Below are 26028 nucleotides of genomic sequence, written 5' to 3' on the forward strand. Positions count from 1 at the left end.
GCCTACGCTCGCATCGTGACCAGCTTCTGACCGTCGCCCGTGACGATCTCGAAGTGCTGGATGGTTCCCGGTGAGAGCGGGATCGCTCCTGGAATCGTGGTGCCGGGAGGGTACTGGCCCGCCCGCCAGGTGGCGGCGTCCGCCCTGGCCCCGCCGGGCCCGATCGCCTGCAACCGGCAGATGACGCCCGCGGGCGCCCCTCCGGCGGAGACCTGGAGGACGCTGCCCCACGCCGAGGGCGAGACCTTCACCGATGCGGTGACGCCGGTGACGGGATCGTGTCCGGAGAAGGTGCGTGACGGCGCCTGCGCGGTCGGTCCGGGCGGCGTCGCCTCACTGACCACGGATCCGGTGGTCGCGAGCCATGTGCCGCCGATCGACGCCGCGATGAGCGTCAGGGAGGCGACGGCTCCGGCCCACTGGAGCCGCCAGGTCCTGCGGCGCCTGGCCGCGGCCTGCCGGAGCATACGGTCGAGGAGGCCCGCTTCGGCCGCCTGAGGGGCCGCGGACGTGTCGGAGGGTGCCGGAGGCGCGTTCGACGCGGTCTCGGCGGCCCGCCGCACCAGCCGGTCGGCGAGGTCCCCGCCGACGGCGGGCATCGCCCGGCCCGCGGCTCCGGCTCCGACGTCGGCGGCAGCAGCTTCGGCTTCGGTGACCGTCGCGAGCAGGGCCGGCAGTCCCGCCAGCTCCGCGTGCTCCTGCCGGCACTCGTCGCACACCGCGAGATGGGCTCGCACCCGCTCGCTCTCCGCCGGGGACAGCGCGCCCAGGACGTATCCGCCCAGCGCCAGCCGGAGGGCGTCGTGGTCGCTCATGGTCGACACCTCCTCCACGCCGCCGTCATGGCTCGATCCCCCGTTCCCGGAGCGCGAGCCTGAGGGCGTGCAGGGCGTAGTAGGTCCGCGACTTCACGGTGCCCAGCGGGATGCCCAGCACGTCAGCTGCTTCCGCCATGGTCCGGCCCCGGTAGTACGTCTCCAGCAGTACGGCGCGATGGTCCGGGGACAGCGTCCGCAGGGCGTCGGCCACCGCCCAGCTCTGCAGCGCCTGCTCGATCTGGTCCTCGCCCCGCGTCTGCTCTGCGGCCTGCTCCAGGGCCTCGCCGTCCACCTCGGGCGGCCTGGCCTTGCGGGCCCGGTGGCCGTCGATGACCACGTGCCGGGCGACCGTGCACAGCCATGCGCGCGCCGGACCGCGGGCCGGTTCGAACGCGGCGGGGTGCTGCCACGCGCGCAGCAGCGTCTCCTGCACGACGTCCTCGGCCCACTGCCGGTCTCCTGAGGTCAGTCGCAGCACGTAGTGGAACAGGGGGCCCGCATGCTCGGCGTACAGAGTGCGGAGCAGTTCCTCGTCCGTGGTCGAAGCGGTCCCCATACCAGGGACACGGTGCGCGGAGCGATCCGGTTCGGCCGTTGGATCACGTTTTCGGTGAGTCCATGGCATATGCCGATCATCGCGCACATACTCCCTTTTGTCGTGCGGCATCCGGCGCTCGCCGCCCGCCGCAGCCGGCGCCCTCGCACCCGGTCATGAGCAGGGCCGGCCGGCACCCTGCTGCTCCTGGCCGCCCGGCAGGCTGCGGCTACCGGGTTCCGCGGCCACCGGCGGCTACGGCCGGGGAGAGGTCGTTGACGACCGCGTCGCGAGTGGCGACGGGCTTGAGGCCGTAGCCGCGTTCGATGGTGGCGATGATGGAGGTGGTGTCGTAGACGGTGTGGTCGACGGCCGAGCGCGGCAGCGAGCGGGAGACGATCAGTGCGGGGACGCGGGTGCCCGGGCCCCAGGCGTCATGGGCGCCGGGCGTGGGCGAGCCCGGTCCCGGGGGCGGCAGATGGTCCCACTGGCCGCCGAACTCGTCGTAGGTGACGACCACGAGCGTCCTGCCGGCCTGCGGGCCCTCCGTCACCGCCTTGAGCAGGTCGACGAGGTGGTCGCTGCCGGCCGCCTCGCCGGCGTAGCCGGGGTGCTCGTTCTCGGCGCCGTAGGGCTTGACGAAGCTGACGGCCGGCAGCGTGCCGGTCCTGGCCGCGCGAAGGAACTCCGTCTCGTCGCGCAGGTGGCCGCGGCCCGGGGTGCCGGGGGCGTAGTCGGCGAAGTAGTCGAACGGCTGGTGGTGGTACTGGAAGAGCGGTCCGGGGTGCCCGGCCTCCGCGTCGTTCCAGCCGCCGGAGTACCAGTTCCAGGAGACGCCGGCGGTCGTGAGCCGGTCGCCGATGTTGGGGTACTTCGCGTCGTCGATCAGCGGGATCCGGGGGCCGCTGCCGTACGGTGCGCTGGACGGCTGCACCGTGTTGACGGCCAGGTTGCCGCAGGCGTGCGCGTAGTCGGCCGGGTCGCCGTCCGGACAGGCGGTGGTCAGAGCGCCGTCCGCCACCGGGCCGGTCGCCCGGTACAGCGGGTACGAGGCCGGCATGCCGTCGGCGTCGAGGACCGTGTTCTTCGCGCCGGAGGCACCGCCGCTGGTGTCCTGCGGCGCCCGCGCGGCGATCAGGTACTGGTGGTTGAGGAAGGATCCGCCGAACGCGCCCTGGAAGAAATGGTCGGCCAGGACGTAGCGCGGGGCGCCGGGGGCGTGCAGGTAGCGGTGGACCGGCAGTGACGTGGTGTCGTAGTGGCCCATCGTGAGGCCGACCGCGTCGGAGGCGGTGACGTAGCGGTCCTGCCGGCCGCCGTCGATGGCGTACCGGTTCTGGTAGAAGCGGTGCACCAGGTCCCGGGTGCAGCCGCCGGGCAGGGCACCCGGCGAGTCCTTGACCACACCGCCGTCCGCGCGGGCTCCGGGCGCGGGGCAGGTGCGGTCCCGCGGCCCGATGTGGTCGTCGACGGTGAACGGCTCGTTGGCGAACGCGCTCGCCGCGACCCCGTGGGCGGCGTCGCGGCAGGTGGGCGACAGGGGCGGGCTGGTCAGGTTCACGTCGTTCTGGAGCAGGCAGCGATACGGCGTGCCGTCCTGGGCGCGTTGTGTGCGCTGCCGGACGGTGGCCCGGGCCAGGCCCTCGACCTGCCGCCCGCCGACCGGTCCCCAGGTGCCGTAGAGGTTGTCGAAGGAGTGGTTCTCCTCGTAGATCACCACCAGGTGCCGGTAGCCGCCGGGCAGCGTGTGCGGCGCGGCCTGCCGCTGAGGTGCGGCACACGAGGCCGAGGGCGTCAGGGCCAGGATCAGGGCGGCCGTACCGGCCACGAGAGCGGGCGGTCGGCGTCGGGCGAACGGCCGGGGTCGAGTGCTGCGTCCCATGTGACTCTCTCCAGCGGTGGTTGACGGCGTGTCAGGGGTCGGCCCTGGCACGCCCCGGTCAGCCCGAGGCGGCCGGCGCGGAGAAAGGTAACGGGTCGGTGCGTCCTTCGGCAGGGGGCGCGCCCAGCCGTGCGTGTACGGGCCGGCCGACGGTGCGGGCCGGGTCCGTGCCCCGGGAAAACCCATGTGCACCAGGCGCCTCGGGCATCGGCGTTTCGGCCACCCTGCCACCGCTCGGCGGCGGCTCCAGTGCGGCGGCCGCGGGGGCGAGCCCTTGCTCCTCAAGGGGTCCAACGCGTCCGGAATCGAGCGTGTTCGAATCTCGCGACACCTCGTTGTACCGGGCACTGCCGAGCCATCCAGGCGCGGTGCGAGCCCCAAGGAGGGATGCAGGTGACTGTGACTGACGCCTCGACCGCGAACGGGGAAACGCCTCCCCCGCCACCCCCCGCCACCATCACCTTCGAGGGCGAGTACGGCAGGAACCCGCTGGCGGAGGCCGGTTTCGGCGCCATGTGCCGCCGGCTTCCCGCCGTGCTCGGGCACACCGCGCGCATGGCCTGGTCCGTCGACAGGACCGGCGTCGTGCTCCTCCTGGCCTGCCAGCTCCTCACGGGCGCCACGGCCGCGCTCGTCCTCGCCTTCACCGCGCGGGCCATGACCCACATCCTCGGTACGGGCACCGTGTCCGAACGCCTGCACGGCGCGCTGCCCGCGCTGGTCGTGGTGATGGCCGCCGCGGGCCTCGGCCGGATCGGCAGCGCCCTGTCCACCTACGCCGACGGGCGGATCACACCGCTGCTGACGACCGAGGCGGACATCGCGCTCGTCGCCGCCGTGTGCCGGGTCGAGGCGTCGGCCTACGGCGAGGACGGCTTCGCCGACCGGCAGGAGGCCGCCGAGGTCGGGGTCACCCGGACCCGGTTCATGGTGCAGGACAGTCAGCGGTTCACGGCCGCCCTGATCCGCATGATCGCGGCGAGCGGTGTCATCACCGCCCTGCACCCGCTGATGCTGCCGCTGCTCCTGCTGGCCGTCGTCCCGGCCGGTGCGGGCGCCGTACTGTCCGCGCGCGTCGACTACGAGACCCACTACCTCAACGTCGGCGACCGCAACGTGCGCTCCATGATGCGCTGGTGGGCCACCTACTCGCGCTTCGGGGACGAGGTCCGCGCCAACGGCATGACCGGCTACCTGGTCCACTGGTACCGCGCCCTGTCCGACCGCATCGACCAGCGCACCCTCACCGCCGCGCCCCGCATGCTGCGCATCGTGCTGGCGACCAGCGCCCTGGGCGGCGTGTTCCTGCTCGGCACCTGGGTCACCCTCGCCTGGCTGGCCACCACCGGCCGTGTCGCCCTCCCGGTCGCCGCCACCGCCGTCGTCGCCGTGCAGACCACGCTGGCCGCGCTCTCGCAGTTCGTCGTCAACGGCGCCGCCATGTTCCACACTTCGCTCTACCTCGCCGACATGCGGTCCTTCCTCGACATGGCCCGCGAACGCGCCCCGAGGCGCGGTGAACTGACCATCCCGGAACGCGTGGACGAGATCCGGCTCGACGAAGTCGTCTACCGGTACCCGGGCAAGGACGAACCGGCCGTCAACGGGGTGTCGCTCACCCTGCGCCGCGGCCAGATCCTCGCCGTCGTCGGCGAGAACGGCTCCGGCAAGTCCACCCTGGCCAAGCTCATCACCGGCATCCTCCTCGCGGACAAGGGCCGTGTCCTGTGGGACGGCACCGACCTCGCCCACGCCGACCCCGACGCCGTATGGCGGCGCACCGCCCTCGTCCCCCAGAACTTCGCCTGCTGGCCCCTGCGCACCCGCGAGAACATCACCCTCGGCCAGCCCCGCACCTACGACGACGGACCGGTCTGGGAGGCGGTCGAGGCCGTCGGCATGCGGGAGGCCGTCGAGAAACTGCCGCAGCAGCTCGACACCCTCCTCGCCAAGGAACTGTGGGGCGGTGCCGAACTGTCCGGCGGCCAGTGGCAGCGTCTGGTCTGCGGACGGGCGCTGTACCGGCAGACGCCGCTGCTGATCCTGGACGAGCCGACCTCGCAGATGGACCCGCGGGGCGAGCACGGGATCTTCGGGAAGATCAAGGCCATCGCCGGCGAACGCATCACCATCGTCGTCACGCACCGCCTGGAGAACACCAGGATCGCCGACCACGTCGTGGTCATGGAGGAGGGCCGCATCACCGAGCAGGGCCCGTACGACGAACTCGTCCGGGCCAACGGGGTCTTCGCGGACCTGCTGCGCCTGTCCCAGGACCGCTGACCCCAGCCCGGCACGTCGGCGGCGCGGCCCGCCCGCGGTCAGGCCCGCGCGGCCGCGGGTTCCCGTTTTCCGGTGGGATCGGGTCGCGCCGCGCGGGCCCCGGTCGAGGCGCCGTCCGGTGTGCGAGGGTGGCCCCATGAACGCCGAGAACGCCGGTTCCCGTTTCCCCGCTCCCGTACGTGTCGTCGTGGCGGCTCCTCAACCGGACCGCGTGGTGCGCGCGGTGACGAACCTGGTGGCGGCGGCGGATCGGCCCGTCGAGGTCGAGGTCGTCGTCCACGGCGCCGGACTGGACCTCGTGCTGGGGGAAGAGTCCGGCGAACAGGTCACCCGGCTGCTGGAGACCGGGGCGCGGGTCCTCGCCTGCGCCAACAGTCTCTCGGGGCGCGGACTGACCGCTGACACCCTCGTGGCCGGCGTGGGGGTCGTACCGGCCGCCGTGTGGCACCTGGCGCTCCGTCAGCACGAGGGGTGGTCCCTGGTCCCGCTGTGATGACGCGCCCGGTCCCGGCTTCGATACGCCCGGGGGTACCTGGGCTATGGTGTCGGGACCGAGGAAGTGGAGGAAGGGCGATGCGTCGCACGCGGCACGGTGCCATGAGCGCCGGCCTCGCGCTGCTCGTCCTGCTGGCCGCGCTGTTCTGCGCCACGACCGCCTCCTTGCCCGCGTTCCGGGCGGCGTCCTCCTCCGCCGCGGCCGACCCGCACGTGGCACCGTGCCCCGAGACGCTGGACGACGCCGGTCACGGCGCGCCCGCCGCGGCGGGAAACGGTCCCTGCCTGAAGAAGGCGCAGCCGGAGCAACAGCACCCGCGGTTCGGTGCGCTGCTCTCCCGTGCTCTGCCGGCGCAGGCCGACGACACGGCACCGGCGTGGGCATCCGCGCACCGGGATGTCCGGCGCCACGGGCCGGAACCGTCTCCTCCCGACCTCACCGAACTCTCCGTACGACGGGTGTAGGCCCGCGCGACGTGTCCGCGCGTCCCTGGCCACCCCGTCCACCCCGTACGACCGGAGAGTCATCCGTTGTCCGTGTCCCGATCCCCCCGTGCGGCGTGGGCCGCCCTGCGCCGCTGGCCCCGACGTCGCTGGGCCGCTGCCGCGGCGGCCACGCCGCCCGCGGTCCTCGTCCTGGGCGTTCCCACCGCCCTCGTCCCGACCCCGCTGTTCTCCCGCTCGGTGCCGCCGGTGTGGTGGAACTACCCGACGCTGCTCCTCACCGCCGTGCTGTCGGCCGTGGTGCTCGCCACCTATGTGCGCACGGGGCCCGTCGCGGGCCGTGACGACGCGACCGGGCGTTCGCTCGGGTCGGCCGGCGCGGTGCTGTCCTTCCTCGCGGTCGGCTGCCCCGTCTGCAACAAGGTGGCCCTGCTTCTGCTGGGGGCCTCCGGCGCGCTGAGTTACTGGGCGCCCCTGCAACCCGCGGTCGCGGTGCTCGCCCTCGGCCTGCTGGCCGAGGCCGCGCTGCGGCGCCTGGCCACGGAGGCGGCCTGCCCCGTGCGGCCCGCCGCCTGACCCCTGTCCTTCCCCCTCCTTCACCCACTTCGCTTTCTTCGCACACTTCACTTTCGGAGGTGCCCCATGCCTTCCTCCCCTCGTGCCCACCGTCGCCGTCTGACCCTGATCGCCGTGGGCGGCGGTGCGGCGGCCGCCGTCGCCGCGGCCACCGCTCTCGGCGGCGGTTCCGGGGACCCCGTGTCCCGGGACAGGCCGCCCGCCGCCGTCTCGCCGTCCGTCGCCGGAGCCACCCCCGACGAACAGGAGAAGTCGCTGCTCGCCCTGGCCCGCAGGGACCAGAAGGACCCGCTGGCCCTGGGCCGCGCCGACGCGCCTGTCGTACTGATCGCCTACGAGGACTTCCAGTGCCCCTTCTGCGGCAAGTTCGCGCGGGAGACCAAGCCGGAACTCGTCCGCTCGTACGTGGACAGGGGCCTGCTGCGCATCGAGTGGCGCAACTTCCCCGTGTTCGGCGCCGAATCGGAACGCGTCGCCCGCGCTTCCTGGGCCGCCGGACGGCAGGGGCGGTTCTGGCAGTTCCACGACGTCGTCTACGCCAAGGAACGCCCGCGCAACAAGGGTGCCTTCTCCTCCTCCCGGCTTCATGAGATGGCCCGCGAGGCGGGTGTCGCCGACCTCGACCGCTTCGAGGCCGACCTGAAGTCCCAGGCCGCCGAGGCGTCGGTGAGCAGGGACCAGGAGGAGGGATACGCGCTGGGGGTGTCCAGCACGCCCGCCTTCCTCGTCAACTCCACACCCATCCTGGGCGCGCAGCCGCTGAGCGCGTTCACCGCCGCCGTGGAGAAGGCCGCGAAGGAAGCCGGGCGATGAGCGGGATCACCGCCGCGACCGCCTTCCTCGGCGGCCTGCTGGCACTGCTCAGCCCGTGCAGTGCGCTGCTGCTGCCGGCGTTCTTCGCCTACGCCTTCACCAGCCGCACCCGGCTGTCGCTGCGTACCGCCGTCTTCTACGCCGGGCTGTGCACCACGCTGGTGCCGCTCGGGGTGGCCGGCTCCTTCGCAGGCCGCCTGTTCTACGGGCACCGCGAGCTGCTGGTCCTGCTCGGCGGCTGGACGATGATCGCACTGGGACTGGCGCAGATCCTGGGCCTCGGCTTCGGCTCCCGCCGTCTTCAGCAGGCGGCGGGTACCCGCAGGAGCGGGTCCGCCGCCTCCGTGTTCGCCCTGGGCGCCGTCTACGGACTGGCGGGCTTCTGCGCCGGTCCCATCCTGGGCGGCATCCTCACCGTCGCGGCGCTCGGCGGCAGCCCGGTGCACGGCGGGCTCCTGCTGGCCGTCTACGCGCTGGGCATGGCCGTTCCGCTGTTCGTCCTGGCGCTGCTGTGGGACCGCTGGGACCTCGGGCGTCGGCGCCGGCTGCGGGGGCGCGCGGTGCGGTGGGGACCGCTGACCGTGCACACCACCTCGCTGGCCGGCGGGATCCTCTTCGTCCTGCTGGGCGTCATGTTCCTGCTCTTCGACGGCACCTCGGCGCTGCCCTCCCTCCTCGACATCGACACCGAGGCGGCCTGGGAGAGCGGCGCCAGGCGGCTCGGCGAGGCCGTCTCGGACCGGGTCCTCCTGCTGGTACTGGCCCTGGCCGGCGCCGTCACGGCGGCGGTGGCCGTGCTGCGGCTTCGCCGTCTTCCGCGCGGGGAGGGCGGAGAAGGCACCGACTCCGCTGCCTGACCGGACGGAGGTCGCCCCGTGTGCCGTGCGCGGACGGGGCGTCCCGCCGGTGCCCCGCCCGCGCACCGGACACGCGGCTCCGTCAGTCGTGGTCCGGGCGCAGCCGGCGATTGGTTCCGGACCGGCCGATGTCCAGGTCCAGGAACGAGGTCAACGCGGTGCCGCCGTTCCAGAAGCCGAGCAGATTGACGTCGATGAGGCAGAGCCGGTGCCGGGCCGCGAACTCGCGGGCCGGCCGGGTGAAGACGCAGGAGGCGACGAAGACCGGGACGTCGGCCCGGTGCTCGGCTCGCGCGGTGCCGTTGAAGGTCTGGAGGTCACGGCTGCCGACGGTGCGGTGCTTGGCGTACCGCTTGCACTGGATGACGATGCGGCGGCCGTCGGGCAGCCGGCCGGTCACGTCCGCGCCGAGATCTCCGGCGCCGCCGACCCGCCGGACGTCGGTGCAGCCGTCCCGGCGGCACAGTTCGGCGACGTACTCCTCGAACTGCCGGTCGTCCATCGCCCACACCGCGTCCAGCGAACGGCGCGCCCGCCGCCGCGCCTCCCCGGCGAGCCGGGTCCTCTCCGCCTGTGCCTCACGTCGCCCGGCCCGTACCAGGCCCGTGACGACGGCCGCGGCCACGACCGCGGTCGACGCCACCAGCAGCGCGATCCCCATGGGCTCCGTCCCCTCCCCCTGGCGGCGACGCACCGCCGCACCCCCGGGCGGTTTGTCACCCGTCGGCTACGATCACCACAGCCTGCCGTGTCCGACCTGTCACGGCTACGGCCGTGTTCGGCCGATCCACCGCACCGCCGGCCCGTCCCGGCCCGCGGTGCGGCACGCCTGTGGCGCCGTTCGGGTGCCGGACCGCACAGCGGGCGGCGCGGCTGCGCGCAGAGAATCAATGAGGGAGACCGATGATCTTCATCACCGCCAAGTTCCGTGTCCGTCCCGAGTACGCCGACCAGTGGCCGGGGATCGCCGCCGAGTTCACCGCGGCCACTCGCGCCGAACCGGGCTGCCTGTGGTTCGACTGGTCCCGCAGCGTCGAGGACCCGACGGAGTACGTCCTGGTCGAGGCCTTCCGCGACGACGAGGCGGGGGCGGCCCACGTGCGGTCGGAGCACTTCAGGGCCGCGCAGCAGACCCTGCCGCCCCACCTGGCCGAGACGCCCCGGATCGTCAACACGACCCTGGCGCAGGACGGCTGGTCGCTGCTGGGCGAGATGGCCGTCTCCGGACTGGAATGACCCACCGCCTCGCGGGAGTTCTCCCGCGAGGCGGTTCGACGAGAAGGTCGGGTCAGCTCAGTTCGACGCGCTCGCCGGTGTGCCCGACCACGGTGACGGTGTCGTCCGAGGTCGAGGTCCACGCGGTCACCGGTGTGAAGCGCCCCGCGTCCAGGTCCTCCTGTGAGACGACGTGGTACGGGAAGGCGCACGTGTAGGAGGCGTGCGCCGCGAGGCCGCGCCACCGGCAGTTGCGTGCGTCGGCCGCCGGGTCGAGGTCCTCGAGGTTCCCGCTCGGCACCACCGTGGTGGCCGCGTCGGACAGGTTGGTGACGGTGTAGGTGAAGACCAGCCTGTCACCGGCCCGGTAGCCGTCGTCCCGCGGGTTGGTGAGCGTGCCGCCGGTCACCCGGATGCGGCCCGGCGTGTTCTCGTCGGCCGTCTTCGGCACCTCGGCGGTGAAGGAACCCCGGGAGGTGCGCCCCTTGGTGTCCGTGAGCGTGGCGGTCACGGGGTAGGTGCCCCCGGTCGCGTCCTCGGGGACGGTGAGGCGGACGGTGACGGCCCGGGAGGAGTCCGGGAGGATCCGGTCCGGCGGCGTCAGTTCGTACGACCAGCCCGCCGGCACCCCGAGGGTGAGGTCCTTCACGTGGAGGGCCGACCCGCTCTGGTTCGCCACCGTGAGCTCGAAGGCCGCCGTACCGCCGCGTTCGACCGTGAGGTTCCCGGCCGTGAGCGGCGCGGCGACGCCCTGGAGCCAGGCGAGGTTGAACCGGGCGAAGCGGATGCCGCCGTTGCCGCCGTCGGGCTCGTAGAGCAGGCCGACGTTGCCGTCGGGCAGGGTCGCCAGGGTCGAGTAGGCCATGCCGTCCGGCTGGAAGACCTGCGCGACCGGCCATGTCTCGCCGTCGTCGAAGCTCATCCGGACCGTGCCGTTGGCCCGTTGGCCGGTGGAGCCCGCGTTGGAGAACAGCAGCACCTTGGCGCGGTCCGAGCCCTTCGGCGCGTTGGGGAAGGCGCGGACGATGGAGGCGTTGTTCGCCGGGTCGGGCAGTTCCCGGTCGACGGTCACCTTGCCGTAGGTGACGCCGCCGTCGTCGGAGATCGCGACCTTGCGGTAGCCGGAGCGGCCGGAGTCGCGGGAGTTGAGCATGACGCGGCCGTCGGAGAGCTCCACGGTCTTGTTCTCGTCCATGCCCGCGCCGACGGCTGCGCCGGCCTTCCAGGTCTTTCCGTGGTCGTCGGAGTACACGGACACGGCCTGGAAGACACCGTCGCCGTTGATGATCGTGTACTGCTGGAGCAGCCGCCCGGCGTACGTGCCGTACTTGAGTTGGATCCCCTGACCCGACGCCGCGAACCGGGAGCGCCAGCCGAGGTCGGCGGTGACGTCCGGGGTGATGACCCGGTGCTGCCAGGTCCGGCCGTCGTCGTGGGAGACGCTCACCTCGGCCTGGAGCACGTTGCGGTCCTCGGGGTCGACGCCGGGCCGGGACCCGCCGAAGCCCTGGTCGAAGGACTTCACGTGGAAGTTGAAGATGTCGCCGGTGGAGCGGTCGACGAGGTAACTGGGATCGGAGTAGCCCTCGATGGGCGCTTCCCGCTTGCCCCCGTGGACGACCGTCTGCTCCCCCCAGGTGGCGCCGTCGTCGGTGGAGCGGCGCTGGAGGATGAAGTTGGGGCCGGGCGCGTCGATCGCGGTGGGCCGGCCGTCATAGGCGGCGAGGATGTCACCGCGGTTGGTGACGGCCAGCGCCGGGATGCGGTAGTTCGGGAAACCCTCGCCGTTCGTGGCGAGTTGCCGCTCCGCGTAGAAGGGCTTGCCGGCCTGAGGGGGTGTGGCATCGAAGTCCGGTGCCTGTTTGGTGGCCGCGGCCGCGGGCACGCCGCCCGCCAGTGCCACGACGGTGGAGAGCCCCACCAGACCTGCTCCCCATCGGAGCCTTCGCCGGAAGTGAGACATCGCTGTCCTATCGCTCGGAACGGCAGGGCGTCTGCCGTCGACGCGGATCATATGACGTCTGATGTCTGACGTGAACCCCTCCGGCTCACGTGATGTGCCACAGCGGGTACGACGGCCCGTCGCGGCGCTGAATCCCCGTCAGGGGCGCGACGGAGGCGGGCTCGACGTGGGCGGCATCGTCAACCACACTCGTCACACCGGCTGTTGTGTGACTCTCCAAGAAGACGGTGAAGGGATCGACGGCATGAAGCCCACGTTCCGACGTCCTGTCCGGCGCGGCGTCGCCGCCGTGCTCGCCGCCACCGCCGCGCTCGCCGTGGCGGCACCGGCGACGGCCGCGGACGCCGGCACCGCCGGGTCCCGCGCACCCGCGGTGCCGCTGCGGGTGGCGACCTACAACATCCACGCCGGGGCCGGCGAGGACGAGGTCTTCGATCTGGACCGCACGGCGCGAGCGATACGTGATCTGCACGCCGACGTGGTCGGTCTCCAGGAGGTCGACGTCCACTGGGGCGCCCGCAGCGACTTCGCCGACGAGGCCCGGGCGCTGGCCGAAAAGCTGGGCATGCGGGTGTTCTTCGCGCCGATCTACGACATGGACCCGGCCGTCCAGGGCGCGGACCGCCGCCAGTTCGGCGTCGCCGTGCTCAGCCGCCACCCGGTGCTCGAGGCCGAGAACCACGACATCACCCGGCTCTCCACCCAGACGCCCGATCCGGTGCCGGCCCCGGCGCCCGGCTTCGCCGAGGTGACGCTCAACGTCAGGGGCTCGCACGTGCACGTCTACGACACGCACCTGGACTACCGGGGCGACCCGTCCGTCCGCAGGGCCCAGGTGGCGGACATGCTCGACGTGCTCGCCGCCGACCACGGCCCGAAGATCCTGGTCGGGGACTTCAACACCGAGGCGAACGCTCCCGAGTTGGCACCGCTGTGGCAGCGGCTCAGGGACGCCGACCCGGACGGCGGAGGGACGTACCCGGCGATCCGTCCGGAAAAGCGCATCGACTTCGTGACGGTCTCCCCCGACATCACCGTGACCGGCGCCCGGGAGATCGCCACGGAGGCGTCCGACCACCGCCCGGTGGTCGCGGACCTGGAGCTCCACCGGCGCGGCCGCTGAACTCGCACGGCACCGCCGGCGTCCACGTCGCGCCGGCCGGTCTCACCCGCCCCGACGGGACGGGGGTGTCACCCCGGTGCCGGCTGCACCGCGCGGCAGGCCATCCGCAGGGCGAGCCGGACCACCGTGACCGGGTGCTCGGCGAGGAGGAACGCGCCGCGGGCGAGACCATGATGACCTGCGTCTCGCGGTGCCTGGGGGAACGTCTGATCCTGGACCTGTGACGACCGGCGGCTCACCAGCGGCGTCCGCAGCGGAGCCGGGGCGGTGACAGCACCGACGACAGGCCGTGCCCACCACCCGGCGCCGTGCGCACACCGGCCTCCGAACGAGCCGAACCGCCGCGTACCGCCGGAGGGTTCAGGGTTTCGTCCCGGTCGAAACCGAGCCGGTTCACCACCTCCACCACGCCGTCGACGCTGTCGCACAGCCGCACGGTGACCGGGATCAGGCTCCTGTGCTCCACTGTGCCGCTGAGTACGACCCGGCCCTCGGCGACCTCGACCGCGAGCGCCGAAGGCCGCAGACCCAGCGTCCGTACGATGACGTCCTCCAGGATCTCCTGCTGAATCTCGCGGTCCCGGCGCAGGAACAGCCGCACCAGATCGCTGCGGCTGATCACGCCGATCAGCCGGCCGTCGCCGTCCACCACCGGCAGGCGCTTGACCTTGTGCCGCTCCATCGTCCGCGCGGCACGCGCGGCGTGCCAGCCGGGCTCCGCGACCACGGCGGGGCTCGTCATCAGCTCCCCCGCGTTCCTCCCGGCGCCTCCGCACGTCTGCTTGCGGAGCAGGTCCGCCTCGGACACCACTCCTATCGGCCGGTCCTCGTCGTCGACCACCGGGACGGCGGTGATGTCGTACTCGTCGAGGACGCGTGCGATCTCCTTGAACGCCGTGCCCGGTCGCACACTCACGGCGGTGGGGCTCATCAGCTCGCTGACGCTGCGTCGTCTCATCACTCGGCGCCCTTCCTGTCGCCTCCAGTCCACCGCACGCGCCGCCTTGCCGCTGAGGCCGAACAGTCCCTGCCGGGACCCCGAAAGTCCCTTGGTACCCCGCGCGGTCACCCGTTTCGGCCGATGACGGATGCGCGCCCGCTGAGAACGGCTCGTCGGCGCCTGCCGGTCGCCGCCCCAACTTCCAGGCATCGAGCCGCCGTCCCGCGCACCCCGCGCACCGGAGCGCGAACCGGTGGCCGGCCGGCAGGGCCCGCGCCGTCCCCGCCGCTTCACCGCGGCACGCGGACCGCGCGCCGAGGACTTCGGCAGGAACCGTCCAAGCCTCTTTCCCGGCGTCGGGGCGCGTCCTGTACCGCGCTCGTCCTGGCCGCCGCCGGCACCTGCCCGCCGACCGCCTGCGGCTCCACCACGAAAGCACCACCGGACCGTGCCGCCGCCACGAACGCGCCGCCGCACTCGCTCATAGCGGCTCCGTCATCGAGGCCGTACGGGCCGTGCACCCCGAAGGAGCACCCTGAGCGGTGGGCCGCGCTTGCCTTGGAGAGGACTCCAATTCGTAGGGTCGGCCCGTCCAAGTGGGGCCCATCCAAGGAGAGTCGTATGCGTCACCGCGTTCTGGGCGGGACCGGTATCGAGGTCAGCCCGTACTGCCTCGGCACGATGATGTTCGGGTTCGTCGGCAATGGCGACCACGACGAGTGCGTCCGGATCATCCACGCCGCGCTGGACGAGGGGATCAACTTCGTCGACACGGCCGACATGTACTCGGCCGGGGAGTCGGAGACGATCGTCGGCAAGGCGCTGAAGGGCCGACGCGACGACGTGGTGCTCGCGACCAAGGTCCACTTCCCCATGGGGGACGGTCCCAACCGCGGCGGCAACTCACGGCGTTGGATTTTCCGGGAGGTGGAGGACAGTCTGCGGCGGCTGGGAACGGACTGGATCGACCTGTACCAGGTGCACCGGCCGGACCACACGACCGACATCGAGGAGACGCTCTCGGCCCTCACCGATCTGGTGCGCCAGGGCAAGATCAGGGCGTTCGGCTGCTCCACCTTCCCCGCCGACGAGATCGTGGAGGCGTACCACGTGGCCGACCGGCGGGGGCTCCAGCGGTTCCGCACCGAGCAGCCGCCGTACTCGCTGCTGGCCCGCGGCGTCGAGCGGCACGTGCTGCCGGTGGCGGAGCGCCTGGGAATGGGGGTGCTGACCTGGAGTCCGCTGGCCTCCGGGTTCCTGACCGGTCGCTACCGCAGGGGCCGGGCCCTCGATCTGAGCAGCGGGCGCCCCACCCTGCACCCCGACCGCTTCGATCCGTCGGCGCCGCGCACGGCCGCGAAACTGGAGATCGTCGAGCAGCTCGTCGAAGTGGCCCGGGAAGTGGGCTGCTCACTGCCGGAGTTGGCCATCGCCTTCCCGCTCGCGCATCCGGCCGTCACGTCGGTGATCATCGGCCCGCGCACGATGGAGCAACTGCACAGCACGCTCAAGGGCAGGTCCGTGGCGCTGGACGACGCCGTACTCGACCGGCTCGACGACATCGTGCCGCCCGGAACCGATGTCTACCCCCCTGACGGCGTCTGGACTCCGCCGTCTCTCGCCGTACCGGCGCTGCGGCGACGCCCGGCCGAGTCCCGGTCCGCCGTCTGAGGTTCGGCCGTCCGTCGCGACGGGGCGGGCTCAGGCCGTCGGGTAGGAATGAAAGCCGCGGCGCGCGGTCCGTGGAGCGGATGACCCGCGTGCCGAGCACGGCGGTGGCGAAACGCTCCGCGCGTACCCGCGTCCGTTCGCCCGTGCCGCCGACGCCTGACGGGTCCGCGGCCACCGCGCCGGTCACCCACCTGCGCGAGGCCGCCGACCGGATACGGGCCGATCCGGCCGTGGCCGAACGGCGCGAGGCCGCCGCGCCGCAGGCCACCCGGCGCGCCGGCGTGTGCCTCACCGTCTTCGCCCACCGTGGCCAGGCCCACGTCCCGCTGATCAAGAGGGAGCCCCGGGGCCGCCGTGCCGGCCAGTTCACCCGCACATGAGCCGGTCGGCTCCGAGCCCGTCTCTCGGCGAGCACGCCGACGCGGTCGTCGGGCAGTGGCTCCGCGAGGACCGGGACCGGAGCCGCCGTCGGTGAGGCCGGGCGGCCACAGGCCGCAGGTTCGGGCCTCGCCACCCGGCCCAGGCAATCCTCAGCCCATATTTTGCAGCAAAGTATTGACCTCTCATTCATCCAATCCCATTCTGAATGAACTTATGCATGCCAGAAGCGGATCCGTGGAAGAGGGCAATCTATGACAGGCGTGGTCGAACAACGCTCGATCGATGTCGTCCCCGACGCCGAACGGCACGGCAGCGCGTTCAGCCAGTTCACTCTCTGGCTGGGCGCGAACCTCCAGATCACCGCGGTCGTCACCGGCGCGCTCGCCGTCGTCTTCGGCGGGGGCGCCTTCTGGTCGATCATCGGTCTGCTGCTCGGCAACCTGCTGGGCGGCGCGGTGATGGCCCTGCACTCCGCCCAGGGACCGCGCCTCGGCCTGCCGCAGATGATCTCCAGCCGGGCCCAGTTCGGCGTCCGCGGAGCCGTCGTCCCGCTGGTCCTGGTCGTCGTGATGTACGTCGGCTTCTTCGCCAGCGGCAGCGTGCTGGCCGGCCAGGCGGTCGGCGAACTCACCCACCTCGGCGACACCACCGGCATCGTGATCTTCGCCGTCGTCACCGCGGTCACCACGCTCGTCGGCTACCGGCTCATCCACACCCTGGGACGGGTGGCCAGCGTCGTATGCGCAGTCGCCTTCGTCTACCTCGGCATCCGCCTCCTGGAGCACGCCGAACTGAGCACCCTCCTCGCCAACCGCTCCTTCGACCTGCCGCTGTTCCTTCTCGCCGTCTCCCTGTCCGCCTCCTGGCAGCTCGCCTTCGGCCCCTACGTGGCCGACTACTCGCGCTACCTGCCCCGCTCCACCTCTCCCCGCGCCACCTTCTGGTGGACCCTCGGCGGCTCGGCCCTCGGCTCCCAGTGGTCCATGACGTTCGGCGCGCTCGCGGCGGCCGCGGCAGGCAGCGCCTTCGTCGACAACCAGGTCGGCTACATCGTCGGCCTGGGCGGCGCGGGCCTCGCGGCCTCGTTCCTGTACTTCGTCATCGCCCTGGGCAAGCTGACGGTGAACGTGCTCAACACCTACGGCGGTTTCATGTCGGTGGTCACCGGCATCAGCGGCTTCCGCGGGCAGCGCGCGCTGTCCACCCGCGGCCGCGCCGCCTACATCGCCGGGATCATGATCGCGGGAACCGCGGTCGCCCTCCTGGGCAAGGACAGCTTCCTGACTTCGTTCAAGGACTTCCTGCTCTTCCTGCTCACGGCCTTCACCCCCTGGTCGGCGATCAACCTGGTGGACTACTACCTGATCGCCAAGGAGCGCTACGACCTGCCCGCCCTGAGCGACCCGCACGGCCGCTACGGCGCCTGGCGCGTCAAGGCACTCATCGTCTACGGCATCGGCCTTCTGGCCCAACTGCCCTTCCTGGCCACCAGTTTCTACACCGGCCCGCTGGTGAAGCCGCTCGGCGGCACGGACATCTCCTGGATCGTCGGCCTGGCCGTACCCGCCTTCCTCTACTGGCTCACGGCCCGCCGCGACACCGCCCACGTACCGGACCGCATGATCCTCACCACCGAGCCGGGGACGAGGACCGCCTCCCCCTCCCCCACCCCCTGACGGCGGCGAAGGCGGTCGCGCCCGCTCACGGCCCCGACGGTGTGCCGGCGGGGTCGGCCTCCAGCGCCAGGAGGGCCGGCCACAGCTCCGTGCGGTCGGCCGGGCGGTCGGGATCACGGCCGGTGGGCCGCTCGATCAACCGCAGCCGATAGCGCGAGCTGTTGCGGTGGAGCCTCAGCTCCCGGGCGGTCGCGGCGGACGCGCAGTCGTGGGCGAGGTACGACCGCAGCGTGGTGACCAGCTCGGCCCGCTGTTCCTCGTCGTGCCGCAGCAGCGGCGCGAGCACGGCGTGGCCCGGCTCCGGCTCCGGCTCCGGCAGCGGCAGCGGCAGCGGCAGCGGCAGCGGCAGCGGCAGGTCCGGATTGCCCATCAGCAGTCCGCGATTGCCGAATGCGGCCGATAGCCGCGGCCCATCGCCTCTCCGCCGTGGAGCGCATGTCAGCCGGACGGCTGTTTCCGGCCGCCTGACAGTGGGGTTGCCGCGGGATCCGTGAGGGCGTCGAGCAGCCGGTCCGCGGGCAGGGCTGGCAGTGTGCGGCCGCCGAAGCCCGTGGTCGTGGTCGCGGCCAGCAGGGAGTTGAGCACCGCCTCCTCGACGGCGTCGAGGACAGCTTCGAACAGAGGTCCCAGTTCGGCGTCCGCCACCGGGGCGCCCGCCTCCGGTCGGGTGCCGAAGGCGATGGCGTAGTCGCCGCTGCCGTGGCTGTAGGCCGCGCCCGTGCGGGCCAGGGCGAACACGGCCCGCCGCGCGACGCGGGTGAGCTGCCGCGCGTCGACGGGCGCGTCCGTGGCCACCACGATCATGCAGGAGCCGGTCTCCGTGACCGGCGCCGGGTCGCCGGTCAGGCCCAGGGACCGCGGGGTGACGCAGCGGCCGAGCACCCGCAGCGTGCCGCCGAAGTTCGCCTGCACCAGGACCCCGGCCGTGAACCGCCGGCCTCCCAGTTCAGGGGTGCGCGAGGCGGTTCCGATCCCGGCCTTGAACCCCAGGGCGCCGGTGCCGGTTCCCGCGCCGACGCAGCCCTCGGCCACCGGACCGCCGACCGCCCCGTCGAGCGCGGCCCGGACGTGCTCCTCGTGCACCGGCCGTGCGCGGATGTCGGACAGGAAGCCGTCGTTGCACTCGCCCACCACGGGGTTGAGGCTCTGCACCTCGCCGCATCCGGGGCGTTCGAGCATCCACCCGACCAGGGCGTCGGCGACCCGGAACGCCGACAGGGTGGAGGTGAGCAGTACGGGAGTCTCCAGCGTGCCGAGTTCGGTGACCTGGGTGGTGCCGATGAGCTTGCCGTAGCCGTTGCCGGTGAACACCCCGGCGGGCAGCGGAGACTGGGGACCGACCGCGTCGGGCACGACCGCGGTCACTCCGCTGTGCACGTCGGGGGGACGCCGGACGGTGGTGTGCCCGACCCGGACTCCCGGTACATCGGTGATCGCGTTGAGGGGCCCGGTGCCGCCCCGTCCGACGACGATGCCGAGGTCACGGGCCCGAGGCAGGGTGCCCTGTGCCGACTGGACGTGCGCCATGGGTTCCATACGACCGGACGCTACGCGCCGCACCCTTCGTTCGGGGCGGCCGGGTAGGCCCGCAGCGGCGTGCGGCACCGCTCAGTCGCCGCGCAGCAGGCGTGTCTCGTCGGCCGGCAGCCCCTTCGTCCACCAGTGGCCATAGCGCCGGTAGACCGTGTCCTCGCGGTCGGCGAGGAACTGCGTGAGCGAGCCGGCCTCCATGGCCAGTCCCTGCCAGACGTGCTCCGGAAGCGAGTGGAAGGCGGTGGCCTCGATTCCCCCGTCGACGGGACGCCAGACGCCGGCGACGTAGCCGTCGACCAGGAGGGTGGGCAGCACGTCGCCGTTGACACGCGTCACAAGCCTGCGGTACGCGGGTGGGATGACGCGGCTACGGTCGGCGTAGGCCAGCAGGATGCTGTCCCACATCGCCATCAGTCTGGGCGGGGCCGGAATGTCCTCGGCCGGCCGTGGCGCGCCGGGAATGTCGTACAGCACCGTGCCGTCGGGGCCTTCCAACTGCTCCAGTTCGGCGGCGAGTGACTGCACCGCCGCCCTCACTCTCGCCCGCTGGACCAGCGCGAACTGTGCCATGTCCGCCACCGAGGCCGGGCCGAAGCCCTCCAGGTAGCGGCGTATCAGAGTGCGCAGACCCGCGACGGCGGCGTCCGGGTCGGCCAGCTCCGGCGGCGTGCCGGCGGCGACGTACGACTGCCGCGTGCCGAACAACCAGGGCCCTCCGGTGGGCGCGTGCCACAGCGGCGCGTACTGCCGCAGCATCCGCCAGGTCACCGGTTCCACCGGCGTGCCCAGCAACTCCTCGAGCCGACCCCGGACCTCGGCGGCGGACCGTGGCCGGCCGGTGTACTCCAGCAGTCCCGGGATCAGCGCGTCGGCGTCGGCGGCGGTGAGCCCGGACGCCGTGAAACGGGAGTCGCCGAGCCGGGAGGCGCGCAGTGCCGGCTCCATGGCCTCGCGGAATGCCTGGTAGTCCTCGGCGTGGACCATGTGCAACGTGATCCGCATCAGCGTCGACCTGACCGCCCGGTGGCCGGCCACGGCGGCGTCGAGGCCGGCCGGGTCGAAGCCGCTGAGCCTGTTCCACAGCGCCAGGTACGGCGAGGCGGGCTGCTGTGCCTGAAGCGCGACCACGCGGCGCACCGCGTCGACGGCGGTGAGCGGCTCCCGGTCGAGCAGCAACTGACGGGCGAGGGTGCAGCGGTTGAGGGCGCGCGAGGTCACCATCCGGTCATCATGCCGAGCTTGTCTCGCGGTCGTGCGGGGAACCCGGCCCAAGGGTCCCCCGCACTCCGGCCGGAGCAACGGTCAGACCCTGGCCTCCTCCCCGGCCTCGGCGCCTTGAATCGCGGTCACCTTCGGCGAACGGCGTCCGGGCATCCACCAGTTGGCGTTGCCGCACAGTTCCATCACCGCGGGGACGAGGATCATCCGGATGATGGTGGCGTCGATGAGTACGGCGACGGCCATGCCCAGACCTCCCTGCTTGACCGCGACGTCGGGGCCGAGCAGCGAGGTCGTGAAGACGGCGACCATGATGGCGGCCGCGGCCGTGATGACCTTGGCGGTCCGCGCCATTCCGCGAGCGACGGCCGTCCGGGTGTCGCCGGTGCGCTCGTACTCCTCACGGATCCGCGAGATCAGGAAGACCTCGTAGTCCATGGACAGGCCGAACAGGACCGGGAAGATCATCATCGGCACCCAGGTCGTGATCGGCATCTCGGTGGGAAAGCCGAGCGCCGAGCCCAGCCATCCCCACTGGACGACCGCGACGAGCACGCCGTAGGCCGCGCCGATCGCCAGCAGGTTCATCACCGCGGCCTGCAACGCGATCGTGACCGACCGGACCAGCGCGATGAGCAGCACCAGGGACAGCGCGATGACGACCGCGATCATCAGGGGCAGGCGCGAGCCGATGTCGTCGGCCATGTCGATCGTGCCGGCGTTCGGGCCACCGACGTAGACCCTGTCGCCGCCGGGCGCCTTGGGCAGCACCTCGTCGCGGAGCCGGTGCACCACGTCCGCGGTCGCCTCGTCCTGGTATCCGGTCCGGGGGAAGGCCATGAGGATCGCGGCCTGCCCGTCCTTGCTGAACTGGGGCGGCGTGGTGTGGGCGATGCCCTCGGTCCTGCCGACCGCTTCGACGACGGGACCCAGACCGGTGTGGTCGGAGCCGACCTCGGCGGCGAGGATCAGGGGTGCGCCGTAGCCGGGACCGAAGCCCTCGGAGAGGATCTTGTACGAGGTGTAGCTGCTCCTGTCGTGGGGCTGGACACTGGCGTCGGGGTTGCTCAACCGCATCGACAGCGTGGGGGCGGCCAGCACCAGCAGGACCGCGCCGGCCAGTACCGCGGCGACCAGCGGCCTGCGCTGCACCACGCCGGCCCAGCGCTCGGCGAGGGTACGGCGCTCCCGCGCCGGAACACCGCCGGCCCCGCTCCGGCGGGACGTGCGACGCGGCAGGCGCAGCGAGTTGATCCTGTGCCCGGTGAAGCCCAGGAACGCCGGCAGCAGGGTCACCGCGGCGATCATCGTCACCAGCACGATCACCGAGGTGGCGACGGCCACCCCGGTCATCAGCCGCTGTCCCATGACGATCAGGCCCATCAGCGCGATCACGACGGTCGTACCGGCGAACAGGACCGCGTGACCGGCCGTTGTGATGGCCTTGACCGTGGCGGTCTCCGGCTCGTCGCCGGCCTGCAGGGCGTCCTTGTAGCGGGTCACGATGAACAGCGCGTAGTCGATGCCGACGCCGAGACCGATCATCGCGGCGAGGATCGCGGTGAAATCGGGTGACGGGACCAGGTATCCCACCAGCTTCATCAGGGCGATGCCGGCGACGATCGCCAGCAGCGCGGTCACGATCGGCAGCCCCATCGCCACCAGTGACCCGAAGGCGATGAACAGGATCACCGCCGCCGCCACGATGCCCACGCTCTCGGACGAACCCTGCGGGGGCGTCTCGGCCTTCTCCGCCTTCTCCCCGCCCAGCCCCAGCGTCACGCCGTCGCCGGAGGCTTCCTTGACCATGGTCACCAGGGGCTTGACCTCGGACTTCTTCACATCCTTGGCGGTCAGCGGGATGGTCGTACGGGCGATACGACGATCCTTCGTCACCAGATCCTCGTCCCTGTACGGCGAGGTCACCGGTCCTGTGAGGGGGGAGGCGTCCAGATCGGCGATGACCTGCTCGATCTTCTGCCGGGCGGCGGGGTCGTCGATCCCCTTCTCCGCCTTGATCGCGAGAGTCAGCGTATCCCCCTGCCGCTCGGGGAAGTGCTTCTCGATCAGCGTCTGCGCCTTGGCGGAGTCGGAGCTTCCGCCGGAGAAGTCGTTGTCGGCGGCGGCGCCGAAGCCGAAGCCGGCGAACGCCACGGCGATCACGCCGACGATCCAGGCCAGGAGCACCAGGCGGCGCCGCCGGTAGCAGAACCGGGCAAGTCCCGCCAGGGCTCCTTCCGTACGGGGGGTGTCGGTTGCCGTCATCTTCTCCTCCTGCGGCTGGACGTCGCCCGATCATGTCCGCCGGACCCGTCCCCGAACGTCCCGCAGGCGCGGACACTTCGGGCTGCCGCCGGCGGCGCACGCGGCCGCGGCGGATACCGCGGGCGCCGGCCCTGTACCGCGGGTGCGGTACGGGGGCGCTCGTCCGCGAGCGTGATCCGCCCGCGGCGGCATCCCGTTAGGGTGCGCCCATGGACAGAGCACGGTTCGGTGTCCCGGCCGGTGTCGGGGACTGGGCGATCGCCGTCGGCGTGGCGGGGGCGCTGCTGGCCACCGGGCTGTCCGGGGAGCACTCCGCCGACGGACTCGGCCCGCTCGGCTACGCGTTGCTGGTGGCCGGCGGTCTGGCGCTGGCCGCGCGCCGCCGGGCCCCGCTGCCCGTGCTGGCCGTCACCGGAGTGTGCGCGGTGGGTTACCAGGCGGTCGGCTTCGATGTGCCCGCCGTCGCCTACCTGTTCGCGGTGTACGCCGCCATGCGGGCGGGGCACCGTACCGTCACCGTCGCGGCGAGCGTGGCCATGCTGGCCGCCCTCCCCCTCGCGGCCCTCGCCTCCCTGCACGACACGGGGGAGGCGTTCGCGCAGGCCCGCGGCGCCCTCGAAGTGGCCTGGCTGATCGCGGCCGGCGCGGCGGGCGAGGCGCTGCGGCAGGCCGAGCGGCGGGCGGACGAGGCCGAGCGCACCCGGGAGGAGACCGCGCGGCGCCGCGCCGACGAGGAACGGCTGCACATCGCACGGGAGTTGCACGATTCGCTCACTCACCAGATCTCGATCATCAAGGTGCAGGCCGAGGTCGCCGTCCATGTGGCCCGCAAGCGCGGCGAACAGGTACCGGCGCCCCTGCTGGCGATCCAGGAGGCGGGACGCGAGGCGAGCCGGGAGCTGCGCGCGACCCTGGAGGCGCTGCGCGACGACGACACGGCCCCGCCGCGCGGTCTCGACCACGTCCCGGAGCTGGTGGAACGGGCCCGTGCCATCGGCCTGGACGCGACGCTGACGATCAAGGGGCAACGGCACGACGTGCCCGCCGCGGTGGACCGGACCGTGTACCGGATCGTGCAGGAGTCGCTGACCAACATCGCCCGGCATGCCGCCGCGGATTCGGCGTCGGTCCGGATCGACTGCCGTCCGGACGCGCTCACGATACGCGTCGACGACGACGGCAGGGCCACGCCGGGCACCGCCCCCGTGCCCGGCGTCGGACTGCTCGGGATGCGTGAGCGCGTCACCGCCCTCGGGGGCCGGCTGCGGGCCGAGCCGCGTGTCGAGGGAGGCTTCACCGTCCAGGCCGAACTCCCCGTGGAGCAGACGTCGTGATCCGTGTCCTGCTGGTCGACGACCAGCCGCTCCTGCGCAGCGGGTTCCGCGCGCTGCTCGACATGGAGGACGACATCGAGGTGGTGGCCGAGGCCGGTGACGGGCAGGAGGGCCTGGCCCTGGTCCGGGAGCACCTGCCCGACATCGCGCTCATCGACATCCGGATGCCGGTCCTCGACGGCATCGAGGTGACCCGGCGCATCGCGGCGGACCCGGCGCTGTCGGGGGTGCACGTCGTCATCCTGACCAACTACGGCCTGGACGAGTACGTCTTCGACGCGCTGCGCGCCGGGGCGGCCGGGTTCCTCGTCAAGGACATCGTGCCGGAGGACTTCCTGCACGCGGTGCGTGTCGCCGCGCGGGGCGACGCCCTGCTCGCGCCGTCGATCACCCGCAAGCTGATCAGCCGGTACGTCACCCAGCCGCTCGACACGGGAGCCGGCCCGGGGCTGAAGGAGCTGACCAACCGCGAACGCGAGGCCGTCGCCCTGGTCGCGCAGGGGCTGTCCAACGACCAGATCGCCGACCGCATGGTGATCAGCCCGATGACCGCGAAGACCCACGTCAACCGGGCCATGGTCAAACTCCGAGTCCGTGACCGCGCCCAACTCGTAGTCCTGGCCTACGAGTCGGGCCTGGTGACCCCGCGAAGCCGTTGAGCGAGGCGGGCGGCCGTGCCGGTCGGGGCGCTGCGACACCCGGGGTGAGGACGGGCGTGGCTGATCAACCTGCCTCCCCTGTGCTCCTGGCCTGGGAATCCCCCCATGGACAGGAGCGCTGATGACGGCCAATCGGATGGTGCGGATCGTGGAAGCGGACCGTGGCGCCGAGCGCGGTCAGGCACCGGGCCACCGCGGTCGCGGGTGACTGGCGCAGATCGGCGACGTCCGGCTTGCAGGTCATGCCGAGCAGCGGCACTTCGGCCCCCTGGACCGCGCACCCCGCTTCGTCCCGCAGCGCGGTCACCCGCCGCGCCACATGGGCGGGCATCTCACGGTTCACCCGCCGCGCGGCGGCGACCGTCCGGAGGCGAAGGCTGCCGCGCGGCCGCGACCGTCCGGAAGGCGAACCGTTCCTGGAGACCGAGCGGGAGTGAGTCCTGTTGCCAGAACCCGTGCGCAGCCGAACACCCCGAACGGTCTTGGGTGTTCTGGTCCACCGCGTTCGCTCCACATCCGGCGCGCACGGGTCCGTGGTCCGGGGCCTGGGGTCCGTGGTCCGTGGTCCGGGGTCCGTGGTCCGGGGCACAGGGGCGGTTTCCCTCGCTCCCTCCACCGCCGGGCCGGGCCTGGGCGGTCCGATGCCCGTGCACATCGCTCTGGTGTGCACGGGGCAGTGCCGTCCGTCGCTTGATCCGGTGTCCGAGGGCGCCCCTGCCGATGGCCACCGAGGCGGCGGCGTGTCGGCCGGTCATGCGGGTCTTGCCGGTGAGCGGGGCTTGCCGGTGCCGGGCGCCCCAAACGCTGGCGCAGGCGGAATCGACGGCGATCACGCCGATGGCGGCTTCCGCGCACACGCAACGGCCGTCACCGCTGTGCGTCGTGCACCGGGCCGCCGCCCCGGAGGCCGACAGGTCGCGCGCATCCGACCGGGCGATCACGGTCACTCCGCGCAGTGAAACCCGCGCGCCCCCGGAACCGGCCGTCCCGGCGGCAAACCCGTACCGCACGGCGGGGATCCCGCGGTACGGCCACGAACGCAGCCGACACGGACAGCGAGATGACTGTCGCTCAATGTGATCTTCTGTGAGTGTCGCCGGTTACCGGGCCCGAGATGTCCAAGGAGATCTCATGCACAAATCCGCTGTCGGAAAGCGCTTCACCACCGCCCTCGCCACCGCGTCCCTCGCGGGCGTCCTGAGCCTGGCCGGCTCGGGGTCGGCCCACGCGGCGAGCGCGGGCGTCGCGGTCCTCCCCGGCCACGGCATGCACACCACGCAGCTGTCCGGCAGCTTCTCCTCCTGACACGGCGGACGGCGGACAGGGCCGGGGTCGCCCCGGCCTCAC

Annotated in this window: 25 protein-coding genes and 1 pseudogene; 15 read left to right on the top strand and 11 right to left on the bottom strand. The window is 72.6% G+C overall.

Going from position 1 to position 26028, the window contains the following annotated elements; genetic code table 11:
- Positions 1 to 2 precede the first annotated feature (2 nt).
- The 3 genes from ACIQMV_RS20350 to ACIQMV_RS20360 form a co-directional block, all read right to left on the bottom strand.
- On the bottom strand, positions 3 to 815 hold the full coding sequence (locus ACIQMV_RS20350) for a zf-HC2 domain-containing protein (protein WP_402594387.1): 813 nt from the start codon (positions 813 to 815) through the stop codon (positions 3 to 5).
- 25 nt (positions 816 to 840) lie between these two features.
- Positions 841 to 1374 carry a sigma-70 family RNA polymerase sigma factor gene (locus ACIQMV_RS20355; protein ID WP_141367328.1) on the bottom strand — a complete coding sequence of 178 codons (534 nt, stop codon included), beginning with the start codon at positions 1372 to 1374 and terminating at the stop codon, positions 841 to 843.
- A 208-nt stretch (positions 1375 to 1582) separates the two neighbouring features.
- On the bottom strand, positions 1583 to 3235 hold the full coding sequence (locus ACIQMV_RS20360) for an alkaline phosphatase family protein (RefSeq protein ID WP_402594389.1): 1653 nt from the start codon (positions 3233 to 3235) through the stop codon (positions 1583 to 1585).
- 387 nt (positions 3236 to 3622) lie between these two features.
- Between ACIQMV_RS20360 and ACIQMV_RS20365 the strand changes: the two genes are divergently transcribed.
- The 6 genes from ACIQMV_RS20365 to ACIQMV_RS20390 all read left to right on the top strand — a co-directional run bounded on the left by ACIQMV_RS20365 (position 3623) and on the right by ACIQMV_RS20390 (position 8703).
- The gene (locus ACIQMV_RS20365; RefSeq protein ID WP_402594391.1) at positions 3623 to 5518 is read left to right on the top strand and encodes an ATP-binding cassette domain-containing protein; all 1896 of its coding nucleotides are present in this window, start codon (positions 3623 to 3625) and stop codon (positions 5516 to 5518) included.
- Between the two features lie 136 nt (positions 5519 to 5654).
- A complete protein-coding gene (locus ACIQMV_RS20370) occupies positions 5655 to 6011 on the top strand; it encodes a DsrE family protein (RefSeq protein ID WP_402594393.1) in 357 nt (118 codons plus the stop codon).
- Between the two features lie 80 nt (positions 6012 to 6091).
- Positions 6092 to 6478, top strand: coding sequence for a hypothetical protein (locus ACIQMV_RS20375; protein WP_402594395.1), 387 nt, complete (start codon positions 6092 to 6094; stop codon positions 6476 to 6478).
- A 66-nt stretch (positions 6479 to 6544) separates the two neighbouring features.
- A complete protein-coding gene (locus ACIQMV_RS20380; RefSeq protein WP_402594396.1) occupies positions 6545 to 7033 on the top strand; it encodes a hypothetical protein in 489 nt (162 codons plus the stop codon).
- A gap of 66 nt (positions 7034 to 7099) precedes the next feature.
- On the top strand, positions 7100 to 7846 hold the full coding sequence (locus ACIQMV_RS20385) for a DsbA family protein (RefSeq protein ID WP_402594398.1): 747 nt from the start codon (positions 7100 to 7102) through the stop codon (positions 7844 to 7846).
- The gene (locus tag ACIQMV_RS20390; RefSeq protein ID WP_141367318.1) at positions 7843 to 8703 is read left to right on the top strand and encodes a cytochrome c biogenesis CcdA family protein; all 861 of its coding nucleotides are present in this window, start codon (positions 7843 to 7845) and stop codon (positions 8701 to 8703) included. The genes ACIQMV_RS20385 and ACIQMV_RS20390 overlap by 4 nt, the downstream gene beginning before the upstream one ends.
- Positions 8704 to 8785: 82 nt before the next feature.
- Here the strand turns inward: ACIQMV_RS20390 and ACIQMV_RS20395 are convergent, their stop codons facing one another.
- A complete protein-coding gene (locus ACIQMV_RS20395; protein ID WP_141367316.1) occupies positions 8786 to 9364 on the bottom strand; it encodes a restriction endonuclease in 579 nt (192 codons plus the stop codon).
- A gap of 242 nt (positions 9365 to 9606) precedes the next feature.
- Between ACIQMV_RS20395 and ACIQMV_RS20400 the strand changes: the two genes are divergently transcribed.
- Positions 9607 to 9939, top strand: a complete 333-nt coding sequence (locus tag ACIQMV_RS20400; protein WP_402594400.1) for a putative quinol monooxygenase — start codon at positions 9607 to 9609, stop codon at positions 9937 to 9939.
- 52 nt (positions 9940 to 9991) lie between these two features.
- Here the strand turns inward: ACIQMV_RS20400 and ACIQMV_RS20405 are convergent, their stop codons facing one another.
- Positions 9992 to 11839 carry an exo-alpha-sialidase gene (locus tag ACIQMV_RS20405; RefSeq protein WP_402594402.1) on the bottom strand — a complete coding sequence of 616 codons (1848 nt, stop codon included), beginning with the start codon at positions 11837 to 11839 and terminating at the stop codon, positions 9992 to 9994.
- Positions 11840 to 12125: 286 nt separating this feature from the next.
- Between ACIQMV_RS20405 and ACIQMV_RS20410 the strand changes: the two genes are divergently transcribed.
- Complete coding sequence (locus ACIQMV_RS20410) at positions 12126 to 13004, top strand: endonuclease/exonuclease/phosphatase family protein (protein WP_402594404.1); 879 nt, start codon at positions 12126 to 12128, stop codon at positions 13002 to 13004.
- Positions 13005 to 13111: 107 nt separating this feature from the next.
- Positions 13112 to 13228: pseudogene (locus ACIQMV_RS20415) on the top strand (oxidoreductase); the annotation flags it as partial.
- Positions 13229 to 13239: 11 nt separating this feature from the next.
- Here the strand turns inward: ACIQMV_RS20415 and ACIQMV_RS20420 are convergent.
- A complete protein-coding gene (locus ACIQMV_RS20420; protein ID WP_402594406.1) occupies positions 13240 to 13962 on the bottom strand; it encodes a CBS domain-containing protein in 723 nt (240 codons plus the stop codon).
- A 603-nt stretch (positions 13963 to 14565) separates the two neighbouring features.
- Here ACIQMV_RS20420 and ACIQMV_RS20425 point away from each other — a divergent pair.
- From ACIQMV_RS20425 to ACIQMV_RS20435, 3 genes are all read left to right on the top strand, one after another.
- On the top strand, positions 14566 to 15615 hold the full coding sequence (locus ACIQMV_RS20425; RefSeq protein WP_402594408.1) for an aldo/keto reductase: 1050 nt from the start codon (positions 14566 to 14568) through the stop codon (positions 15613 to 15615).
- A gap of 80 nt (positions 15616 to 15695) precedes the next feature.
- Positions 15696 to 15995, top strand: a complete 300-nt coding sequence (locus ACIQMV_RS20430; protein WP_402594410.1) for a hypothetical protein — start codon at positions 15696 to 15698, stop codon at positions 15993 to 15995.
- A 252-nt stretch (positions 15996 to 16247) separates the two neighbouring features.
- A complete protein-coding gene (locus ACIQMV_RS20435) occupies positions 16248 to 17672 on the top strand; it encodes a purine-cytosine permease family protein (RefSeq protein WP_402594412.1) in 1425 nt (474 codons plus the stop codon).
- A 25-nt stretch (positions 17673 to 17697) separates the two neighbouring features.
- On the opposite strand, the gene ACIQMV_RS20440 is transcribed toward ACIQMV_RS20435, so the two are convergent.
- From ACIQMV_RS20440 to ACIQMV_RS20455, 4 genes are all read right to left on the bottom strand, one after another.
- The gene (locus tag ACIQMV_RS20440) at positions 17698 to 18042 is read right to left on the bottom strand and encodes a PucR family transcriptional regulator (RefSeq protein WP_402594414.1); all 345 of its coding nucleotides are present in this window, start codon (positions 18040 to 18042) and stop codon (positions 17698 to 17700) included.
- A 68-nt stretch (positions 18043 to 18110) separates the two neighbouring features.
- Positions 18111 to 19208, bottom strand: coding sequence for a P1 family peptidase (locus tag ACIQMV_RS20445; RefSeq protein ID WP_402594416.1), 1098 nt, complete (start codon positions 19206 to 19208; stop codon positions 18111 to 18113).
- 72 nt (positions 19209 to 19280) lie between these two features.
- Positions 19281 to 20426, bottom strand: coding sequence for a winged helix DNA-binding domain-containing protein (locus ACIQMV_RS20450; RefSeq protein ID WP_402594417.1), 1146 nt, complete (start codon positions 20424 to 20426; stop codon positions 19281 to 19283).
- A gap of 81 nt (positions 20427 to 20507) precedes the next feature.
- Positions 20508 to 22688, bottom strand: coding sequence for an MMPL family transporter (locus tag ACIQMV_RS20455; RefSeq protein ID WP_402594419.1), 2181 nt, complete (start codon positions 22686 to 22688; stop codon positions 20508 to 20510).
- A gap of 209 nt (positions 22689 to 22897) precedes the next feature.
- On the opposite strand from ACIQMV_RS20455, the gene ACIQMV_RS20460 reads away from it, so the two are divergent.
- Complete coding sequence (locus ACIQMV_RS20460; RefSeq protein WP_402594420.1) at positions 22898 to 24022, top strand: sensor histidine kinase; 1125 nt, start codon at positions 22898 to 22900, stop codon at positions 24020 to 24022.
- Positions 24019 to 24681, top strand: coding sequence for a response regulator transcription factor (locus tag ACIQMV_RS20465; protein WP_141367292.1), 663 nt, complete (start codon positions 24019 to 24021; stop codon positions 24679 to 24681). Before ACIQMV_RS20460 ends, ACIQMV_RS20465 begins: the two co-directional genes overlap by 4 nt.
- 64 nt (positions 24682 to 24745) lie before the next feature.
- On the opposite strand, the gene ACIQMV_RS20470 is transcribed toward ACIQMV_RS20465, so the two are convergent.
- A complete protein-coding gene (locus tag ACIQMV_RS20470) occupies positions 24746 to 25012 on the bottom strand; it encodes a UDP binding domain-containing protein (protein ID WP_402594422.1) in 267 nt (88 codons plus the stop codon).
- Between the two features lie 800 nt (positions 25013 to 25812).
- On the opposite strand from ACIQMV_RS20470, the gene ACIQMV_RS20475 reads away from it, so the two are divergent.
- Entirely contained in the window at positions 25813 to 25986 is a 174-nt protein-coding gene (locus tag ACIQMV_RS20475; protein WP_402594423.1) for a hypothetical protein, read from the top strand.
- Positions 25987 to 26028 lie beyond the last annotated feature (42 nt).

This window comes from Streptomyces sp. NPDC091412, from assembly GCF_044756885.1.
GTDB lineage: Bacteria > Actinomycetota > Actinomycetes > Streptomycetales > Streptomycetaceae > Streptomyces.

Bases quoted from the DNA above. Each gene is read 5' to 3' on its own strand.
- ACIQMV_RS20350 (WP_402594387.1), bottom strand. From the start codon at position 815: ATGAGCGACCACGACGCCCTCCGGCTGGCGCTGGGCGGATACGTCCTG.
- ACIQMV_RS20355 (WP_141367328.1), bottom strand. From the start codon at position 1,374: ATGGGGACCGCTTCGACCACGGACGAGGAACTGCTCCGCACTCTGTAC.
- ACIQMV_RS20360 (WP_402594389.1), bottom strand. From the start codon at position 3,235: ATGGGACGCAGCACTCGACCCCGGCCGTTCGCCCGACGCCGACCGCCC.
- ACIQMV_RS20365 (WP_402594391.1), top strand. From the start codon at position 3,623: ATGCAGGTGACTGTGACTGACGCCTCGACCGCGAACGGGGAAACGCCT.
- ACIQMV_RS20370 (WP_402594393.1), top strand. From the start codon at position 5,655: ATGAACGCCGAGAACGCCGGTTCCCGTTTCCCCGCTCCCGTACGTGTC.
- ACIQMV_RS20375 (WP_402594395.1), top strand. From the start codon at position 6,092: ATGCGTCGCACGCGGCACGGTGCCATGAGCGCCGGCCTCGCGCTGCTC.
- ACIQMV_RS20385 (WP_402594398.1), top strand. From the start codon at position 7,100: ATGCCTTCCTCCCCTCGTGCCCACCGTCGCCGTCTGACCCTGATCGCC.
- ACIQMV_RS20390 (WP_141367318.1), top strand. From the start codon at position 7,843: ATGAGCGGGATCACCGCCGCGACCGCCTTCCTCGGCGGCCTGCTGGCA.
- ACIQMV_RS20395 (WP_141367316.1), bottom strand. From the start codon at position 9,364: ATGGGGATCGCGCTGCTGGTGGCGTCGACCGCGGTCGTGGCCGCGGCC.
- ACIQMV_RS20400 (WP_402594400.1), top strand. From the start codon at position 9,607: ATGATCTTCATCACCGCCAAGTTCCGTGTCCGTCCCGAGTACGCCGAC.
- ACIQMV_RS20410 (WP_402594404.1), top strand. From the start codon at position 12,126: ATGAAGCCCACGTTCCGACGTCCTGTCCGGCGCGGCGTCGCCGCCGTG.
- ACIQMV_RS20420 (WP_402594406.1), bottom strand. From the start codon at position 13,962: ATGAGACGACGCAGCGTCAGCGAGCTGATGAGCCCCACCGCCGTGAGT.
- ACIQMV_RS20425 (WP_402594408.1), top strand. From the start codon at position 14,566: ATGCGTCACCGCGTTCTGGGCGGGACCGGTATCGAGGTCAGCCCGTAC.
- ACIQMV_RS20430 (WP_402594410.1), top strand. From the start codon at position 15,696: ATGACCCGCGTGCCGAGCACGGCGGTGGCGAAACGCTCCGCGCGTACC.
- ACIQMV_RS20435 (WP_402594412.1), top strand. From the start codon at position 16,248: ATGACAGGCGTGGTCGAACAACGCTCGATCGATGTCGTCCCCGACGCC.
- ACIQMV_RS20440 (WP_402594414.1), bottom strand. From the start codon at position 18,042: ATGGGCAATCCGGACCTGCCGCTGCCGCTGCCGCTGCCGCTGCCGCTG.
- ACIQMV_RS20445 (WP_402594416.1), bottom strand. From the start codon at position 19,208: ATGGAACCCATGGCGCACGTCCAGTCGGCACAGGGCACCCTGCCTCGG.
- ACIQMV_RS20450 (WP_402594417.1), bottom strand. From the start codon at position 20,426: ATGGTGACCTCGCGCGCCCTCAACCGCTGCACCCTCGCCCGTCAGTTG.
- ACIQMV_RS20455 (WP_402594419.1), bottom strand. From the start codon at position 22,688: ATGACGGCAACCGACACCCCCCGTACGGAAGGAGCCCTGGCGGGACTT.
- ACIQMV_RS20460 (WP_402594420.1), top strand. From the start codon at position 22,898: ATGGACAGAGCACGGTTCGGTGTCCCGGCCGGTGTCGGGGACTGGGCG.
- ACIQMV_RS20470 (WP_402594422.1), bottom strand. From the start codon at position 25,012: ATGCCCGCCCATGTGGCGCGGCGGGTGACCGCGCTGCGGGACGAAGCG.
- ACIQMV_RS20475 (WP_402594423.1), top strand. From the start codon at position 25,813: ATGCACAAATCCGCTGTCGGAAAGCGCTTCACCACCGCCCTCGCCACC.